Here is a 15,882-nt window from a genome sequence, read left to right as displayed (position 1 = left end):
GAACAGCCAACCTGAGCGCTGGGGCGATCAGCTCGATCCGACAGCCGGCAAAGCTCGGCCGCTTCTCCTCGCGTTATTTCCTCAGCGGCGGAGGGGCGTAGCCGGTCCAGGCCTCGAAGAACGCGGCGTAGAGCTCCGCCATGCCTTGCGCGAGAAGGCCGCCGGTCGGCGCGAGGCAGCGCGCGAGGATGCCGCATTCGCCCGGCAGGTCGCTGACGCCGATCCGGCATCCCAGAGCATCGAGCCGCCGCATCAGGGCGGGAGCGTCCACGTCGCCTCGCCGGGCGCCGAGGCCGACCATGTTGCCCATGGCGCGATAGGGCCCGAGCGGCGAGGCCGGCCCGGCGAATTGCGCGCCGGTGATCGTGCCGCGGTCCCACACCATGACCTGCCCATCCGCGTTGCGCACGCACAGCTCGGTGCGGAGCCGGCCGAAGGGGCGGCCGCGCTGCTCGGGATCGTGCGTGGCGAAGCCATCCGCGAGTATCGCCCGCGCGCCGGCGGCCAGTGTCACCTCGGTGGCGACATGCAGATGCGCGTCGGGGAACAGGATGAAGGGGTCGTTGGTCAGCGCGAGGAAGGCGTCGTCGCGAAGGCGAATCGCGGTCGACAGGCGCGCTTCGTTTCCCGGCGTGCGATGGACGACCGTCGCCGCCTGGCTGGTGACATGGGCCTGCGCGCCCGCGCCGGCCTCGATCTCGAGTGCCAACCGGTCGCCCGTATACATTCCGCCGGAGCTCGACTGCAGATAGAGCGTGGCGCATTCGGGCAAATGCGGGTCGAGCCAGAATGGGCGGGTGATGTGAAACGGGTAGGGCATGTGCTGGCGCGCGAGGACGGCGCGCCCGCCGCCCCGCACGAAGCCGAGATGCGCCCGCACGTCGCGCGCGCCCGCCGTTCCCGCGGCGACCGGCCCGGCGTCCCGAAGTCCGGCCACCTGTGGGGCGATGTTCATCGGAACAGCACAGCCTTCAGCATGGTGTCGGCGACTTCCGCCACGCCGGCGCCGCGGCGGGCATCGGTCAGGATCACCGGCCGTTGGCCGCGGACGGCGCGGGCTTCCTCCACCATACGGGGCAGGGCGACGCCGACATGGGGGGCGAGATCCTGCTTGTTGATCACCAGCAGGTCGCAGCGCAGCGTCCCCGGCCCCTTCTTGCGGGGAATGTCGTCGCCGCCGGCCACGTCGATGACGAAGATCCACCAGTCCACCAGGTCGAGCGAGAAGGTGGAGGCGAGGTTGTCGCCGCCGGATTCGAACAGGATCAGCTCCACGCCGGGGAACCGGGCTTCGAGCTCGTCGCCCGCCGCGATGTTCAGCGTCGGGTCCTCGCGGATCACGGTGTGCGGGCAGGCGCCGGCCTCGACCGCCGAGACGCGCTGCGGATCGATGAGGCCCGAGCGTCGCAGCCGTTCGGCGTCCTCGCGGGTGACGAGGTCGTTCGTCACCACGGCGAGGTCGACGCCGCGCTCGTGCAGCACCGGGATCAGGGCCTCGATCAGCGCGGTCTTGCCGGAGCCGACCGGCCCGCCGATGCCGACGCGCGCCGCGGCGGCGCGCCCTTCCGCCCCTCCGGCGGCTCGATCGTCCAATGTGCTCATCGCAGCATGTACCTCTGGGCGAGAGGCAGCGTGTCATAGGGCTCGCAGGTGGCGAGGGTCCCGTCCACGAACACCTCGAAGGTCTGCGGGTCGATACGGATGTCGGGGCAGGCGGCGTTCAGGACCATGTCCCGTTTCGTCAACGTGCGGGTGCCGCTGGCCGGCAGTAGCGCCTTGGAGAGCCCGAGCGTGCCGGCGAGCCCGTCCTCGATGGCGAGCGGGTGGACGAAGCAGGCCGACAGGGCCGGCGCGGCGCGCCCGAACGCGCCCCATTGCGGGCGCATCAGCAGCGGCTCGCACGTCATGAGCGAGGCGGCCGAATCGCCCATCGCGCCCCAGGCGATGAAGCCGCCCTTCACCACCAGCTCCGGCTTGATACCGAAGAAGCCGGGACGCCAGATCACGATGTCCGCCATCTTGCCGTCCTCCAGCGAGCCGATATGGGCGGCGATGCCGAAGGTGCGGGCGGCGTTGATGGTGTATTTGGCGATGTAGCGCCGAATGCGGGCATTATCGCCCATGCCCGGCACGTCCTCGGGCAGCGGGCCGCGCTGGTCCTTCATCTTCGAGGCGAGCTGCCAGGTCCGGCAGATGACCTCGTGGATCCGTCCCATGCCCTGGCTGTCCGACCCCAGCATGGAGATGGCGCCGAGATCGTGCAGCACGTCCTCGGCGGCGATGGTCTGGGGGCGGATCCGGCTCTCGGCGAAGGCGACATCCTCGGGGATCGCCGGGTTGAGGTGATGGCACACCATCGTCATGTCGAGATGTTCGTCGAAGGTGTTGACCGTGTAGGGATTGGTCGGGTTGGTCGACGAGGGCAGGCAGTTGGCGATGCCCGCGACGCGGATGATGTCCGGCGCGTGGCCGCCGCCGGCCCCTTCCGTGTGGTACATGTGGATGGTGCGCCCGCCGATGGCGGCGAGCGTGTCTTCGAGGAAGCCACTCTCGTTCAGCGTGTCGGTGTGGATCTGCACCTGGAAATCGAGCTCGTCGGCGACGCGCAGGCAGGTGTCGACCGGCGCCGGCATCGAGCCCCAGTCCTCGTGCAGCTTCAGCCCCAGGCAGCCGGTCCGCATCTGCTCGACCAGCGAGGCCGGCCGATGGCTGTTGCCGCGCCCGAGGAAGCCGAAATTGATCGGCCAATGCTCGGCGGCCTGAAGCATCTTGCCGGTGTTGAACGGGCCGCCGGAATCGATGCCGACCGTGATCGGGCCGAGCGAGCCGCCGATCATCGTGGTGATGCCACTGGAGATGGCGTGCTCGCACAGTCCCGCGCTGTCGAAATGCACATGCACGTCGATGGCGCCGGCGGTTGCGATCAGTCCCTCGCAGTCGCGCACCGTGGTCGCCTGCGAGACGATGAGGCGCGGATCGACCCCGTCCATGATCGCCGGGTTGCCGGCCTTGCCGAGGCCGACGATCTTCCCGTCCTTGATGCCGAGGTCGCCCTTTACCACGCCGAGCACCGCGTCGATGACGACGACATTGCAGAGCAGCATGTCGAGCGCGCCTTCGGCCGAGGTGACGCCGGCCGCCATGCCGGCGCCGTCGCGCAGGGTCTTGCCGCCGCCGTGCAGGCATTCGTCGCCATAGACGGTGTGGTCCTTCTCGACCACGGCGATGAGCGAGGTGTCGGCGAGCCGGATCCCGTCGCCGACGGTCGGCCCGTACATGTGCGCGTAGTCGCGGCGTTGCATCGTGACCATGCTCAGGCTCCCTTGAATCCACGCTCGCGGGCCCGGCGCAGCGGGTCGGCGGCATCGGCCGCGCCGCGGGCTAGGTCGTTGAACCCGCTCACCTTCCGCTCGCCGCCGAAGGCGACCAGCACCAGCGTCTTGCTCTGCCCCGGCTCGAAGCGCACCGCCGTGCCGGCGGGGATGTCGAGGCGCATGCCGTAGGCCTTCGCCCGGTCGAATTCGAGCGCCCGGTTCACTTCGAAGAAGTGGAAATGCGAGCCGATCTGGATCGCGCGGTCGCCGGTATTGACCGCCGTGACCTCGGTGCGCTCGCGCCCGGCATTGAGCTCGATCTCCCCGTCGAGCGACAGCAGCTCGCCCGGGGCGAGCGGCTCGGCGGCCGCGCCTTCCAGCGGGCGGATCGGCTCGTGGATCGTCACCAGCTTGGTGCCGTCGCGGAACACGCATTCGACCTGCAGGATCGGGATCAGCGGGGCGACGCCGGGCAGCACGTCGTCGGTGCTGAGGATGCTGGAGCCGAAGCCCATCATCTCCGACACGCTGCGCCCGTCCCGCGCGCCTTCGAGGATCTCGTCGGTGATCAGCGCCACCGCCTCGGGATGGTTGAGCTTCAGTCCCCGCGACCGGCGTTTGCGGGCGAGCTCCGCCGCCGTGAAGATCGTCAGCCGTTCGAGTTCCGTGGGGGTGAGAAGCATCTGGGCCGTCCTGCGGTTTGGGGAGCCGATCAGTTCGAGAAGAGCCGGACGTCCGAGCTGGCGTGGCGCATGGTGGCGATGTCGAGCATCGGCGTGAGGCTTTCGAAATCGTCGCAGGTGAGGGCGTCCGCCGGTCCCGCCTCGTCCACGAGCCGCGCCAGCAGCGGCAGCGTCTGGCCGAGGCAGCGCTGCGCCTCCACCGCGCCGACGAGGCCGAGGCGGACCGCCGCGCTCACCATGCCGGCGGCGACCCCATAGGCGGAGGCGGCGAGCGCGGACTGCGCGTCGAGCCCGCAGGCGCGCCAAACCGCGCCCTGCATCACCGGCAGATGACCGGACATGTGGCGGCGCTCGACTTGTTTCTTCAGCTCGGCGGCAGACGGCGTACCGATGCGGGCATGGGCGGTGAGGAAAGCGAGCCCGTTGCGGCGCGAGCCGGTGCGCTGCGGGGCGGGCAGGGTCGCGGCGTCGAGGCGGCGGTCGATTTCCGTCAGGCGGTCCATCTCCGCGCCGGCGGCGAAGGCGAGCGCGACGGCGATCCGGTCCATCCCCATCCAGCGATGGGTCAGCGTCATCGCGAGAACACCGGCGAGACCCTCGCCGTCGAGCCGTTCGCCCAGCTCCGCCAGCCCCTCGACCCCGTTGGAAAAGGCGAAGCCGCCATTGGGGAAGGCCGAGTCCGCCTGCCAGAGCGTCGCGAAAAGGCTCAGCATGGCGCCTCGTCGGGCTGGAGGAGGCGCATCTCGACGCGGGTGTCGAGGCCGAGCGCGGCGAGGCGGGCGCGATAGGTCTCCTCCGGCCCTTCCAGCGCGACCTCGATGGCCGATGCCTCGAAGCGCACGCGCCAGTGCAGGTTGCCGACGTGGTAGCCGAGCTCCAGCGCGGTCGCGAGGTCGAGGGGGGTGAGGCGGAGCCAGCGTTCCGCATCGACCCGCACGACGATGGCGCGGTCCGGCTCGAGCAGCAGCACGGCGCCATCGGTCAGCGGCTCGTCCCGTGGCAGCGCGACCGCCACCTCGGCGCCCCGGCTGGTCAGCGCCCGGAAGCGCCGGCGCGCCAGTTCGGCGGCCGGCAGCACCAGCCACTCCACCGTGCCGTGGTGCTCCATGTGGTGCAGCCGGTCGGCGAGGCCGTCGTCCAGCCGGTTTCCGAGCACGCGATCGACAAGCAGCATGAGAACCATCCCGATCTGGAGAACGCGTCAGGCGAGGCCGGGCCGGCCCGGCCCTTCGGGCTCGCCGGTGCGCTTGAACAGGAACAGGCAGCGGCCCGTCCCCTCGTCGGCGGCGGGCACGTGGAGTTGCTCGGTGAGATAGCGGAACACGATCCGCGCGGCGGCCGGCGACAAGGTGGGCTTCCACAGCCAGATGTCGTAGTCCGCATCGACCGCGTGGCGCGCGAACAGGGCCTGCGTCGGGTCGTTCGCGCAGCCGACGCGCCACTCGGCGGGCTTGCCTCCGAATTCCTTGATGTAGCTCAGGAATTCGAACTTCACCTGTTGCGGGCTGAACACCATGGCGCTCACCCCGGCAGCGGGTTGAGGCGGGCGTGGCGGGACGCCTCGGCGGTCTGGTTGCGCCAGCGCCCGACCGACTGGTTGCCGGCCTGCTTCTCGTCGGCCGACATCTGCGCGACGACCGCTTCCAGCGCGGTCAGCGCGGCGCCCACGCCGTGCTGCGCGGCGAGCGACAGCCAGGTGAAGGCTTCGACGCGGTCCTTCTCCACGCCGAGCCCGTTCGCATACATGAAGCCGAGGCGCGCCTGAGCGGGATAGTGCCCGGTCTCGGCCGCCGCGCGATACCAGCGCGCCGCCGCCGCGTGGTCGGCCGGCGCGCCATCGCCTTTGGACAGCACGGTGGCGAGATTGTACTGGGCGAACATGTCGCCACGCTCCGCCGCCCGTTCGAGCCATCGGATTCCGGCGCCGACGTCGCGCGGCGTGCCCTGGCCCATGGCCAGCATGGCGCCGACATTGGTCTGGGCGAGGAGGATGCCGGCCTCGGCACCGTCGAGATAGAGCGCGAAGGCGCGGGTGAGGGAGGCTTCCACCCCTTCGCCGTTGGCGTACATGGCGGCGAGCCAGGTCTTGGCATCGGCGTCGCCCTCTCCGGCCAGCCGCGAGAAGCTGGCGAAGGCCTCCTCATAATCGCCGTGCATATAGGCGGCGATGGCGGCGCCGAGCGCCGTGGCATCCTCGGCCGGGATCTCCAGCGACAGCATGACGTCAGCCTCTCGGGTTCTGGTAGAGCGGTTGCGCGAAGTCCCCGCGCGGCATGCGCGCAACCCGCGCGGCGAGGGCGCCCTGCATCCATGCGCCCGGCGCGTCGGGCTGGTTCGGCAGGGCGGCGCCGATGGTGTGCGGGTGATGCTGGGTGCCCCAGAGCGCCCGCGCCTCGTTTTCGGCCTCGCCGCGCTCGGCCCGGAGCCGGATCTCCTCGCGCCAGAAAAGGCGGTCGCCGCGCGGATCGGAACCGTAGGTCGACAGCCGGCACAGCGTCTGGCCCATCGCCGTCGGCTGCAGGTTCACGATGGCGGTGCTGCGCTCGGTCGCGAGCAGCACCAGATTGGGGAACAGCCAGGCGGCCCGCGCGGGCGTGCCGTCCGACAGGGCGGTGTCGGCGAGCATCCAGACGTCGCTCCGGGCATGGGCCGGCGTGCCTGAAGCGAGAGCCTGGCCCATCAGCTTCCAGTTGGCCGCATATTCCAGCCACACCTCGTCCGACCAGGCGGGCTTGTGGTTGCCGAAGAATCCGCCGAGGCGGCCGAGGCTCGCCAGTTCCTCCGCCGGCCAGGCGGGGGCGACATCGAGATTGACGAAGATCAGCGGGCCCCAGCTCTGCACATGGGCGGTCAGCAGCCGCTCGGGGCGCAGGCCCAGATACTGGTGCATCTGCGGCGTGCCGTCGCCGAGTTCGCTGGCGGGAATGGCGCCGCGGTCGCGGCTATAGCCGCAGGAAGTGAAGGAGCACTTGGTCTTGGCGCCGGTCTGGCACTGCAGCGGCACGGCGCGGCATCCCCCGTGCTGGGCCTTGTTGAAGCGCGCGACGATGCCGCCCTCTGTGCGCTGCACATGGATGCCGTGGGTGCCGACGGTGAAGGGGAGAAGGTCGCCCCTGCCGGCGATCGCCTCATGGGTGCCGACGCAGATCCAGTCGCGCGTCCAGACCGCCTCGTCCTCGAGCTGGCTGAAGCGCAGCGAGCGGAAGGCGGCGGGCGGCAGCACCCGCGGCTCGGGCTCGAGCGCGTCCGCATAGAAGGCGGGGTCCGCGAGGTCGTGGCCCTCGTCCCGGTAACCGAGATCGCGTCTGTGTGTCATGTCCGGCATCCAGCGATGGGAGGGCCGGCGCGCGCATTGCCGCGCGCGCCGGGTGTCCGTTCGGCGGGCTCAGGACGTCGCGGCGAGCGCCGGCGACTCGTAGTCCGCGCGGCCGCGATGCTTGATCGCCTCCGCCGGGGGCGGCGGCAGCGGGCCGTCTTTCGAGAACCGGTCGAGGACGTTCTTCACCAGGGTGGAGACGTTGTTCTTGCCCTCGTTCCACGGCAGCGAGCCGCAGAAGGCGATCGACGAGAAGGCAAAGCACGCACCGCCGTTCGGGGTCTCGTGGAAGGCGATGTCGCCGCGCACGCGCGGGTGGACGGTGCCGTCGAGGCCCTGCTGGTTGAAGCCGAAATCCTCCATGACGAGGAGATAGGCCTCTGTGTGCCGGCCCGCTGAGGTCGCGACCGCCAGCGTGTGTGGCGGCGAGCCGAGCGTGACGTCGACGATATCGAGCTCGAGTCCGGCGCAGCCGCCGCCGACGAGGCCGAAATTGCCGATCGGCTCGTCATAGGAGATGCCTTCGAAGGCCCAGGCCACGCGCGGGTCGAGGCTGTCCGGCGTGCGGCTGTAATAGGTCGAGATGTCGAAGCCTTCGTTGGTCATGCCGACGCCGGCGACCGAGTAGAGCGAGCGGCCGCGATAGCGCCACATGCCGCCGAGCTCGCCCGTGCCCTGGTGGTAGTATTCGCCCGGATCGGCGCGCCAGGTACGGATGCCGGATTCGCAGCGCCGCATCTCGGTGATGACGCCACGCCCGACGCCGTCATAGGCGGGGTGGTAGGAGTGGACCCAGTACCAGGCGTCCGCGCCCATATACATCAGCCGCCCGCCGCGCTGGGTGTAGTTGTGCAGGGCGTCGAGCTGGGTGCCCGAATTGTGCTCGGGATGCGAGCCGGTGATGATGACGTTGTAGTTCTCGAGCCGGGCGAGGCCGTCATAGGTGACGTCCTCGTCGGTTATCACGTCATACTCGTAGCCCATCGTCTCCAGCCAGTAGATCAGGTGGAGGTCGGCGGGGTACTGCCAGGGGGCCTGGGCGAGGAAGTGGTCGTATTTCGGCCGGATCGACAGGATCGGGCGAAGTCGCGACGACAGGCAGATGCCCGAGCCGTCGGTGTGGGTGTCGTAGATCGAGCCGCCATATTCGCGGTGCTCGGCGAGGAACATGTTCTGGTGCTGCATGATCGGGACGCGGTAGACGAACAGCTCCGCGCCGCCGGCATTGCAGGCCACGTGCTCATTGGCATAGGCCATGTAGCTGATGGTCGGCACCATGACCGCGATCTTGGACTGCTCCTCGCCGATCCGCGGCACGATCCAGAACGGGATATAGTCCTCGTCGCCGTCCGTGGTGGTCAGCTTCAGTGCGTAGAAGCGGCTCTTGATCTCCTTCGGCACCGCCCATTCGACGTCGGCTTGCCAACGGGCGTCGTCGACGTCGTCGTCGTGGAAGTGGATCGCGCCATATTCCTTCCTGGCGTGCTTCCAGTCGAAGTTCTCGCCGGCCCAGTTGTAGCCGGTGAGCGCGCGGGTCGGGCAGTTCACCAGCCTCGCGTCGAAGCGGTACGGGCCGTTATCCTTGGCGACGATGGTGCTGATGCCGTCCCAGAAGTCCCAGGCGGCGACGATGAGCGCGGAGAGCTCGCCGGTCGGGCCGGAGTTGCGGCGCTCGGTGAGGCCGGGCTGCGCGCCGCCCTTCATCTGCTCGATCTCGAACCGGCTCAGCGCCTTCTTGACGATGCGCGGGCTGTCGATCTTGCCGTTGTACTTGCCGGTGAACCATACGCCGGCGGGAAGCGAGGAACTGCCGAGCGGGTCACCGCCGATCTTCTCGACATAGGCGGCCAGCGCCACCGGCGCGTCGGTGTGGACGATGCTGGTCTTGATGGTGGTCTTGACCGGCTCGATCACCGGGTCCAGCGCGTAGACGATCAGCGGCTCGTGGTAGAGCACGACCTCGCCGGTCGCCGCGTCGAAGCTGGCGGCGACGAAGTGCCAGGCGTGATCGCGGATCGGCACGCCGGTCGTGACCTTGTGCTCGTTGATGCGCAGCTCGAGGCAGCCTTCCTCATTGATGAAGAGGCCGTAGCCCTTGCCGTCCATCCACTTGGTGACGAGGCCCTGCGCGCCGTGCTTCCAGTAGCGCGGATGCGTCTTCGGCGTGGTCGGCCAGATGTGGCACTGGAGCGTGAAGCTCTCGACGTGAAACTGCGGCGCGTCCTCGACATAGCCGTAGGAGCCGCCATGGATGATCTGCTTGCGCCCCTTGTAGGTCCCGTCGCAGTCGGCCGCGACAGCCTTCTCGATGAAGCCCGGGCCGCGGGGATTGGTGTCGCCATGGATCATCTGGACGACTTCGGCCTTGAACTCGGCCGGACCGTCGCAATTGACGTAGAACTTGATCGTGTCGCCCGGATGGACGCCGAACTTGTCGGCGTATCCCGTCAGCCGCATGGCGCACATGTCTCGATTCTCCAAAAATAACGCTGGCGTCGGGCACGCCGGTCCCGTTCGCGGCCCGCGAGGGGCCGCGTTCGGGCGCAGTGCCGAGGCGAAGCTGGGAAACTCTGGGTGGCTGCGCGTGGCGCCGGGTCAGGTCACGGGCCAGTTGTCGTCCCGGTGCTTCCAGCCTTCCTGGAAGTTCTCGGGCATGCCGGCCGTCTCGGGCAGCTCGTCGAGGCGCATCAGGAAGATGTCGTGCTGGGCTTCCTGCTCGCAGGTGTAGACCTTGTCCGTCACGAACTCGGGCGGAACGCCGCGGATGCCGGACAGGCGGCCGATGCGCCATTCGGCATCGACCTTGGTGCAGATGATGATGAGCTTGCCCTTGGGCGACTCCCCGCGCATGCGCAGCAGCACGCGGCGGAGGTCCGGATTTTCGTGCACGCCGCCGGTGACGACGGTGGTGTCGCCAGGCGTGGCGCATTTGAGCACGGAGAATCCGGCGACCCCCTTCATGGAGTCGACGCACTCGCGGTGCTCCTTGATCATGGCCTCGCGCTCGGGCGTGCCCTTCTTCGGGATCGGTATCATCGCCAATGTTCTCCGTCGTGATCGAAGAATAGCCGCCGCACGCCATGTTAAATAATGACGAACGGTGCCGGGTGGATAGATGAGTGGGAGATCAGATCGAATGATCTCCAGTTTAGAACGTGACCGAATCTAGAGTTTTCGTCAAGGAAATACGTCGTTTCGTCTACGTATATCTAGAACGTCTAGATGGTCATGTGGCGTTCGATCAGTTCATCGGTCATCTCCGACATCGGGCCGCGCGCGACGACGCGGCCGTTGTCGACCATCAGGAACGCGTCGCCCAGCTTGCGGGCGACCTTGATGTGCTGCTCGGTCACGATCAGGCTGATGCCGAACTCGCGGTTGAGCATCATCAGGATCTCGCCGATCTCGTGGACGATGTTCGGCTGGATGCCCTCGGTCGGCTCGTCGAGCAGGAGAATCTGCGGGTCGACCGCGAGCGCGCGGGCGATGGCGAGCTGCTGCTTCTGCCCGCCCGACAGCAGGCCGGCGCGGCGGTCGAGGTTTTCCTTGAGGTAGGGGAAGATGCGCAGGCAGATCTCGGGTATGTCGCCGGACCTGTCGGCACGCGCGAAGGTGCCGAGCAGGATGTTCTCGCGCACCGTGAAGTTGGAGAGGATGCCGCGCCCTTGCGGCACATATCCCAGTCCCTGCCTCGCCCGCACATGGGTCGCCTGGCCGCTCAGCTCGACGCCGTTGATGCGGATGGCGCCGGACGAGCGGTCGGTGAGCCCCATGATGGTGCGCATCAGCGTCGTCTTGCCGACGCCGTTGCGGCCGAGCACGCACAGGCACTGGCCCTTCTCCATCTCGAAGGAGAAGTCCCTCAGGATGGGGGTCGCGCCGTAATAGGACGTGACGTTGTCGAAGCTGAGCAGCGTGCTCATGCGGCCTCCTGCTCGCCGAGATAGACGTCCCGGACCCGCCGGTCGGCCTCGATCTCCTGGATCGAGCCCTGGGCGAGCAGCGACCCCATATGCATCACGACGACGACGTCCGCGATGTTGCGCACGAAGCCCATGTCGTGCTCGACCACGAGCAGCGTGGCGGACTGGCGCAGATCCTTGAAGATCTGCGTGGTCTTCTCGATCTCGCTCTCGGTCATGCCGGCGATCGGCTCGTCCATCAGCAGCAGGCGCGGCTCCTGCATCAGCACCATGCCGATCTCCAGCCACTGGGTCTCGCCATGGGAGAGGATGCCCGCGCGTTCCTTCAGCCGGTCGGTGAGGCCGGCCAGCGTCGCCACCTCGTCGAGCTTTTCCTTCAGTCCTTCCTTGCGGAACTTGAACAGGTTGCGGAACGGGTTGGTCTGGCGGCTGTAGGCCACTTCGAGGTTCTGCCGCACGCTCATGTCGCGCAGCACCGCCGGCACCTGGAACTTGCGGCCGATGCCGGCGCGGGCGATCAGGTGCTCGTGCCTGGCGGTGATGTCGTCGGTGGCGAACAGGATCTGGCCGGAGGTCGGCTTGATGCGGCCGGTGATGAGATCCATCGTCGTGGTCTTGCCGGCGCCGTTCGGCCCGACCAGGCAGCAGATGGTGCCCTCCACGACTTCCATGCTGAAGTCGTTGATGACCTTGGTGGTGTCGAAGCTCTTCGACAGATTGCGGATTTCGAGAAGACCGGTCATGAGGCCCCTCACTCGGCTGGCATGGGCCTGCCGCCGTCCGGCGCAGGCGAGGAGGTCGGGCGCTGCCGGTCGAACAGGCCGAGCCCGGCCTCGACCAGGCTCGCGAGGCCGTTCGGCAGGAAGCGCACCACGACGATGAAGAAGCCGCCCAGGATCAGCAGCCAGGTGGCGAGGAACGCGTCGCCGAGATAGCTCTGCGCGCCCTGGATGATGAAGGCGCCGAGGATCGAGCCGAGCAGCGAGTGCCGCCCGCCGATCGCCGCCCAGATCACCATGGAGAGGCTGAAGCCGACATCGAGCTGCGCCGGCGACACATACTGCACCAGCATCACCCAGCAGCAGCCGGCCAGCGCCGCGATCAGGCCGGAGACGGTGTAGATCACCGTCTCGTAGCCGGCGACGCTGTAGCCGAGGAACCGCACGCGCTCGCTGTCGTCGCGGATCGCCTGGGTGACGAGGCCGAACGAACTCTGGGTGATGAGCTTGGCCACGAGGGTGGCCCCCGCCAGCAGGCAGAGCACAACCCAGTAGGCGGTCGGGCTGTAGGGGTCGACCTCCACGCCTGCGAACACGAACGAGGAGGGGGGCGTCAGACCGTTGACGCCGCCTGTATAGGCCTGCCGGTCAAGGATGATGGTGTAGAAGGCCGACAGCATGGCGAGCGTCATGATGGCGAAGAACGGGCCGGAGACGCGCGCGCGGAACATGATGCCGCCGAACGCGGCGCAGAACAGGGTGGGCACCGCGACCGCCAGCACCAGCCCGACCGCCGTGCTCTGGAACGGCTGCCAGAGCAGGGGCAGGTGGTCGAGGCTGTTGTTCAGCATGAACGGCGGAATCGGGTTGGATTCGCTCTGGCTCTGCATCTGCATGGTCATCGCCATGCCGTAGGCGCCGAGGCCGAAGGCGATGCCCTGGCCGAGGTTCAGGATGCCGCCGAAGCCCCAGCACAGGCTGATCGAGAGCGCCAGCATGCCGTAGACGCCGTAGGTGGCGAGCTGGTTGAGCAGGAAGCTGTCACTCACCGTCATCGGGATGATCGTCAACGCCGCGAAGAACACGACATAGACGATCCATTGCGCAATCTTGTTGTGATAGAGGTTGCCCATGGTCTCAGAACCGTCCTGGCGTGGCGTTGCTGATGACGGCGAAGGTCATCGCCGGGCTCCCGCCTGTGCGAACAGGCCCTGCGGGCGGAACCGCAGGAAGGCCACGATCAGCACGAAGATGATGAAGCGGGCGAAGGTGTCGTTGGTGAAGAAGGCGAAGACGGACTGGAGCTCGCCCGTCACGCCGCTCGCCACCACGCTGCCCGCCAGCGAGCCGCCGCCCACGACCACCATCAGGAACGCCTGCACGACGTAGCTCGCCCCCATGGTCGGCAGCACGATCGCCAGCACGCCGAACAGCGCGCCGGCGACGCCGGCCAGCCCGGCGCCGAGCGCGAAGGTCAGCATGTAGATGCGGCTGGAATTGATGCCGAAGGAGGCCGCCATCTCCTTGTCCTGCATGACCGCGCGCACCTGCACGCCGAACCGGGTCTTGTAGAACAGGAGCCACAGCGCCAGCACGAGCAGCGCCGTGACCAGCAGGACGACGATGCGGAACACGGAGAGCGACACCGAGCCGATCATCACATTGCTCTGGAAGATCTCCGGCACGGCAAGATATTTCGGGTCGCTGCCGAAGATCAGCCGCACGCCCTGCATCAGCACCAGCGAGACGCCATAGGTCGCCAGCAGCGTGTCGAGCGGGCGGTTGTAGAGATAGCGGATCAGGCCGCGCTCCAGCGCCAGCCCGACCAGGGCGACGATGACGAAGGACACCGGCAGGCACAGCAGATAGGGCAGGCCGAGATAGAATTGCAGCATGTAGGAGCTGTAAGCCCCGAGCATGATCAGCTCGCCATGCGCCATGTTGATGACGCCGGCGGTGCCGTAGATGATCGTCAATCCCAGCGCGGCGATCAGCCAGATGCTGGCGATGCTCACACCGAGAATGAGCGCGTTGATGAGCGAACCCAGATCCATAGAACCCTATCCCTCGATCCCGAGACCGCCGGGCGCGCGCCGCGGTGAGGGCGCGCCCGTGCGTCGACCGCGAACGGCCCCGGAAGCGCGGGGGCGCCCCGGGGCCATCTGGCGTCAGATGACGTTCTTGCGGATGCTGCCGTCCGGGGCCTTCAGCCCGTTGGCCGTGCACACGCCGAGGTCGGGATAGATCGAGTAGGGGTCGGGCGCGACCTGCTCGGCGGCGGCCTTGACCACCTTGAACGTCCCGTCCGCCTGGCACTGGCCGATCTTCGGCTTCAGCCAGGTGTTGAAGTTGTCCTTGTCGATCCAGACCTGGCCTTCCGGCGAGACCGCGTCCTCGATCACCAGCCCGCCCGAATGGTCGCGGATGGAGCGCGGGGTCACGTTCTCGAACCCGACCTCGGCGGCGGCCTTCTCGAAGCCGGCCTTGAACACATAGGCGGAGATGTAGGTCTCCTCCATGTTGTAGTGGGTCACGCCGTTCTTGCCGTACTTGCTCGCCAGGAAGCCCTCGACGAACTTGTGGTTGGTCGGGTTGTCCAGCGTCTGGAAGTAGGGCGCGGAGAGGAAGTGGCCGGCGCCGAACTCGGCGCCCATGGCGCGGGTCTCGATCTCGCCCGTGGTGAGCGAGGCGATCGGCATGTCGTCGACCTTGAAGCCTTCCTGCTTGAACTGCTTGTGGAAGGCGATGTCGGACGCGCCGACCACGGTCGAGAAGATGAAGTCCGGCTTGGCGTCGCGGATCTTGTTCAGCACCGGGCCGAACTCCGAGCTGCCGAGCGGGATGTATTCCTCGCCGAGAAGCTCGCCGCCGGCCTGCTCGAGCCAGATCTTCGCGTTCTTGTTCGATTCCTTCGGCCACACATAGTTGGAGCCGACGAAAAAGACCTTCTTGCCGAAGTTCCCGACCATGAAGGGGATCAGGTCCTTGGAATGCTGGTTGGCGAGCGGGCCGGTGCAGATGGTATTCTGCGTGCACTCCGCGCCTTCGTAGCAGGTCGGGTAGTAGAGCAGGTGGTTACGCTGCATCACGGTCGGCAGGATCGCCTTGCGGCTCGCCGAGGTGTAGCAGCCGAAGATCGCGATCACCTTGTCGCGCAGGATCAGCTCCTTCGCCTTCTCCGAATAGACGGCGAAGTCCGACTTGGCATCGACGATGACCGGCTCGACGGGCACGCCCGCGACGCCGCCGGCCTTGTTGATCTCGTCGATCGCGTACTGCATGACGAGGGTGGAGTCCTCCTCCGGGACCGCGAGCGATCCGGTGAGGGAGAACAGCAGGCCGACCTTGATCGGCTCGCCCTTCTTCAGCGTCGCGCCCCACGCCTCGCCGGAGCCCGGCAGCCAAAGATGAGGCAGGGCCACGGCAGTGGAAGCGGCAAGCGTCGTCTTGAGTATATTACGGCGTGTGATGTTCATATCTACGACCCCTCGGGCAACGAACGTTGATTCGCGGCCTCAGCTTTGCGCCTGGAAGTTTTGAATTGTGGCTAGATCGATTATCTAGATGCTATGTCGCTAGCTGTGGGGCCGTCAACGGTTTTCGTCGCAGTTATCAAATTTTCTTCCTACGATTAAAAACTGCCCGCATCGACGGCAGATGCGCGGTCAAGGACTGTGCAGGAGCCTCGATGTCGGGCTGTTTTTCGTGCTGCCGGCCGAATTATGTCAGCAGGGCGGGTTCGGGCCGCGTTGCGCCTCGGGCCGCGGCGCGGCGGCCGTGGCGGCCACTCGCGGCAAAAGGGGTGAGCTACATGCCGATATCTAGAAGCCTCGTCGAGGTGCACCGAATTGATGATGCCGCCTCGCGCCATTCCGCTAGAGTATTTTCTCGCGCCCTCTTTCAAAGATGGCGTAATCGTGACAGAAC

At 67.6% G+C, this 15,882-nt stretch carries 16 protein-coding genes; all 16 read right to left on the bottom strand.

Annotated elements, in window-relative coordinates:
* Window positions 1-73: 73 nt before the first annotated feature.
* Complete coding sequence (locus NVS83_RS14690; protein ID WP_258739981.1) at window positions 74-955, bottom strand: urease accessory protein UreD; 882 nt, start codon at window positions 953-955, stop codon at window positions 74-76.
* Window positions 952-1,602 carry an urease accessory protein UreG gene (gene ureG, locus NVS83_RS14685; RefSeq protein WP_258739980.1) on the bottom strand — a complete coding sequence of 217 codons (651 nt, stop codon included), beginning with the start codon at window positions 1,600-1,602 and terminating at the stop codon, window positions 952-954. Before ureG ends, NVS83_RS14690 begins: the two co-directional genes overlap by 4 nt.
* On the bottom strand, window positions 1,599-3,311 hold the full coding sequence (ureC, locus tag NVS83_RS14680) for an urease subunit alpha (protein WP_258739979.1): 1,713 nt from the start codon (window positions 3,309-3,311) through the stop codon (window positions 1,599-1,601). The genes ureG and ureC overlap by 4 nt, the downstream gene beginning before the upstream one ends.
* 2 nt (window positions 3,312-3,313) lie before the next feature.
* Window positions 3,314-3,997, bottom strand: coding sequence for an urease subunit beta (locus NVS83_RS14675; RefSeq protein WP_258739978.1), 684 nt, complete (start codon window positions 3,995-3,997; stop codon window positions 3,314-3,316).
* A 29-nt stretch (window positions 3,998-4,026) separates the two neighbouring features.
* Window positions 4,027-4,710, bottom strand: coding sequence for an urease accessory protein UreF (locus NVS83_RS14670; RefSeq protein ID WP_258739977.1), 684 nt, complete (start codon window positions 4,708-4,710; stop codon window positions 4,027-4,029).
* Window positions 4,704-5,171 (bottom strand): urease accessory protein UreE, encoded by a 468-nt coding sequence (gene ureE / locus NVS83_RS14665; RefSeq protein WP_258739976.1) that lies wholly within the window; start codon window positions 5,169-5,171, stop codon window positions 4,704-4,706. Before ureE ends, NVS83_RS14670 begins: the two co-directional genes overlap by 7 nt.
* 27 nt (window positions 5,172-5,198) lie before the next feature.
* On the bottom strand, window positions 5,199-5,513 hold the full coding sequence (locus NVS83_RS14660) for a hypothetical protein (RefSeq protein ID WP_258739975.1): 315 nt from the start codon (window positions 5,511-5,513) through the stop codon (window positions 5,199-5,201).
* 5 nt (window positions 5,514-5,518) lie between these two features.
* Window positions 5,519-6,217 (bottom strand): tetratricopeptide repeat protein, encoded by a 699-nt coding sequence (locus tag NVS83_RS14655; RefSeq protein ID WP_258739974.1) that lies wholly within the window; start codon window positions 6,215-6,217, stop codon window positions 5,519-5,521.
* A gap of 4 nt (window positions 6,218-6,221) precedes the next feature.
* The gene (locus NVS83_RS14650; protein WP_258739973.1) at window positions 6,222-7,313 is read right to left on the bottom strand and encodes a Rieske (2Fe-2S) protein; all 1,092 of its coding nucleotides are present in this window, start codon (window positions 7,311-7,313) and stop codon (window positions 6,222-6,224) included.
* 69 nt (window positions 7,314-7,382) lie between these two features.
* The gene (locus NVS83_RS14645; RefSeq protein ID WP_258739972.1) at window positions 7,383-9,779 is read right to left on the bottom strand and encodes a N,N-dimethylformamidase beta subunit family domain-containing protein; all 2,397 of its coding nucleotides are present in this window, start codon (window positions 9,777-9,779) and stop codon (window positions 7,383-7,385) included.
* Window positions 9,780-9,908: 129 nt separating this feature from the next.
* The gene (locus NVS83_RS14640) at window positions 9,909-10,349 is read right to left on the bottom strand and encodes a N,N-dimethylformamidase alpha subunit family protein (RefSeq protein ID WP_258733636.1); all 441 of its coding nucleotides are present in this window, start codon (window positions 10,347-10,349) and stop codon (window positions 9,909-9,911) included.
* A gap of 182 nt (window positions 10,350-10,531) precedes the next feature.
* Window positions 10,532-11,236, bottom strand: a complete 705-nt coding sequence (gene urtE, locus NVS83_RS14635; protein WP_258739971.1) for an urea ABC transporter ATP-binding subunit UrtE — start codon at window positions 11,234-11,236, stop codon at window positions 10,532-10,534.
* A complete protein-coding gene (gene urtD / locus NVS83_RS14630) occupies window positions 11,233-11,979 on the bottom strand; it encodes an urea ABC transporter ATP-binding protein UrtD (RefSeq protein WP_258733634.1) in 747 nt (248 codons plus the stop codon). The genes urtE and urtD overlap by 4 nt, the downstream gene beginning before the upstream one ends.
* A gap of 8 nt (window positions 11,980-11,987) precedes the next feature.
* On the bottom strand, window positions 11,988-13,088 hold the full coding sequence (gene urtC / locus NVS83_RS14625; RefSeq protein ID WP_258739970.1) for an urea ABC transporter permease subunit UrtC: 1,101 nt from the start codon (window positions 13,086-13,088) through the stop codon (window positions 11,988-11,990).
* A 45-nt stretch (window positions 13,089-13,133) separates the two neighbouring features.
* Window positions 13,134-14,009: an urea ABC transporter permease subunit UrtB gene (urtB, locus tag NVS83_RS14620; protein ID WP_258733632.1), complete on the bottom strand. Its 876-nt coding sequence runs from the start codon at window positions 14,007-14,009 to the stop codon at window positions 13,134-13,136.
* Between the two features lie 114 nt (window positions 14,010-14,123).
* Entirely contained in the window at window positions 14,124-15,431 is a 1,308-nt protein-coding gene (locus tag NVS83_RS14615) for a transporter substrate-binding domain-containing protein (protein ID WP_258733631.1), read from the bottom strand.
* Between the last annotated feature and the right edge of the window lie 451 nt (window positions 15,432-15,882).

Source organism: Ancylobacter mangrovi, assembly GCF_024752335.1.
GTDB lineage: Bacteria > Pseudomonadota > Alphaproteobacteria > Rhizobiales > Xanthobacteraceae > Ancylobacter > Ancylobacter mangrovi.
This window is presented reverse-complemented; position numbering and strand designations above follow the sequence as displayed.

Bases quoted from the DNA above. Each gene is read 5' to 3' on its own strand.
- NVS83_RS14690 (WP_258739981.1), bottom strand. From the start codon at position 955: ATGAACATCGCCCCACAGGTGGCCGGACTTCGGGACGCCGGGCCGGTC.
- ureG (WP_258739980.1), bottom strand. From the start codon at position 1,602: ATGAGCACATTGGACGATCGAGCCGCCGGAGGGGCGGAAGGGCGCGCC.
- ureC (WP_258739979.1), bottom strand. From the start codon at position 3,311: ATGGTCACGATGCAACGCCGCGACTACGCGCACATGTACGGGCCGACC.
- NVS83_RS14675 (WP_258739978.1), bottom strand. From the start codon at position 3,997: ATGCTTCTCACCCCCACGGAACTCGAACGGCTGACGATCTTCACGGCG.
- NVS83_RS14670 (WP_258739977.1), bottom strand. From the start codon at position 4,710: ATGCTGAGCCTTTTCGCGACGCTCTGGCAGGCGGACTCGGCCTTCCCC.
- ureE (WP_258739976.1), bottom strand. From the start codon at position 5,171: ATGCTGCTTGTCGATCGCGTGCTCGGAAACCGGCTGGACGACGGCCTC.
- NVS83_RS14660 (WP_258739975.1), bottom strand. From the start codon at position 5,513: ATGGTGTTCAGCCCGCAACAGGTGAAGTTCGAATTCCTGAGCTACATC.
- NVS83_RS14655 (WP_258739974.1), bottom strand. From the start codon at position 6,217: ATGCTGTCGCTGGAGATCCCGGCCGAGGATGCCACGGCGCTCGGCGCC.
- NVS83_RS14650 (WP_258739973.1), bottom strand. From the start codon at position 7,313: ATGACACACAGACGCGATCTCGGTTACCGGGACGAGGGCCACGACCTC.
- NVS83_RS14645 (WP_258739972.1), bottom strand. From the start codon at position 9,779: ATGTGCGCCATGCGGCTGACGGGATACGCCGACAAGTTCGGCGTCCAT.
- NVS83_RS14640 (WP_258733636.1), bottom strand. From the start codon at position 10,349: ATGATACCGATCCCGAAGAAGGGCACGCCCGAGCGCGAGGCCATGATC.
- urtE (WP_258739971.1), bottom strand. From the start codon at position 11,236: ATGAGCACGCTGCTCAGCTTCGACAACGTCACGTCCTATTACGGCGCG.
- urtD (WP_258733634.1), bottom strand. From the start codon at position 11,979: ATGACCGGTCTTCTCGAAATCCGCAATCTGTCGAAGAGCTTCGACACC.
- urtC (WP_258739970.1), bottom strand. From the start codon at position 13,088: ATGGGCAACCTCTATCACAACAAGATTGCGCAATGGATCGTCTATGTC.
- urtB (WP_258733632.1), bottom strand. From the start codon at position 14,009: ATGGATCTGGGTTCGCTCATCAACGCGCTCATTCTCGGTGTGAGCATC.
- NVS83_RS14615 (WP_258733631.1), bottom strand. From the start codon at position 15,431: ATGAACATCACACGCCGTAATATACTCAAGACGACGCTTGCCGCTTCC.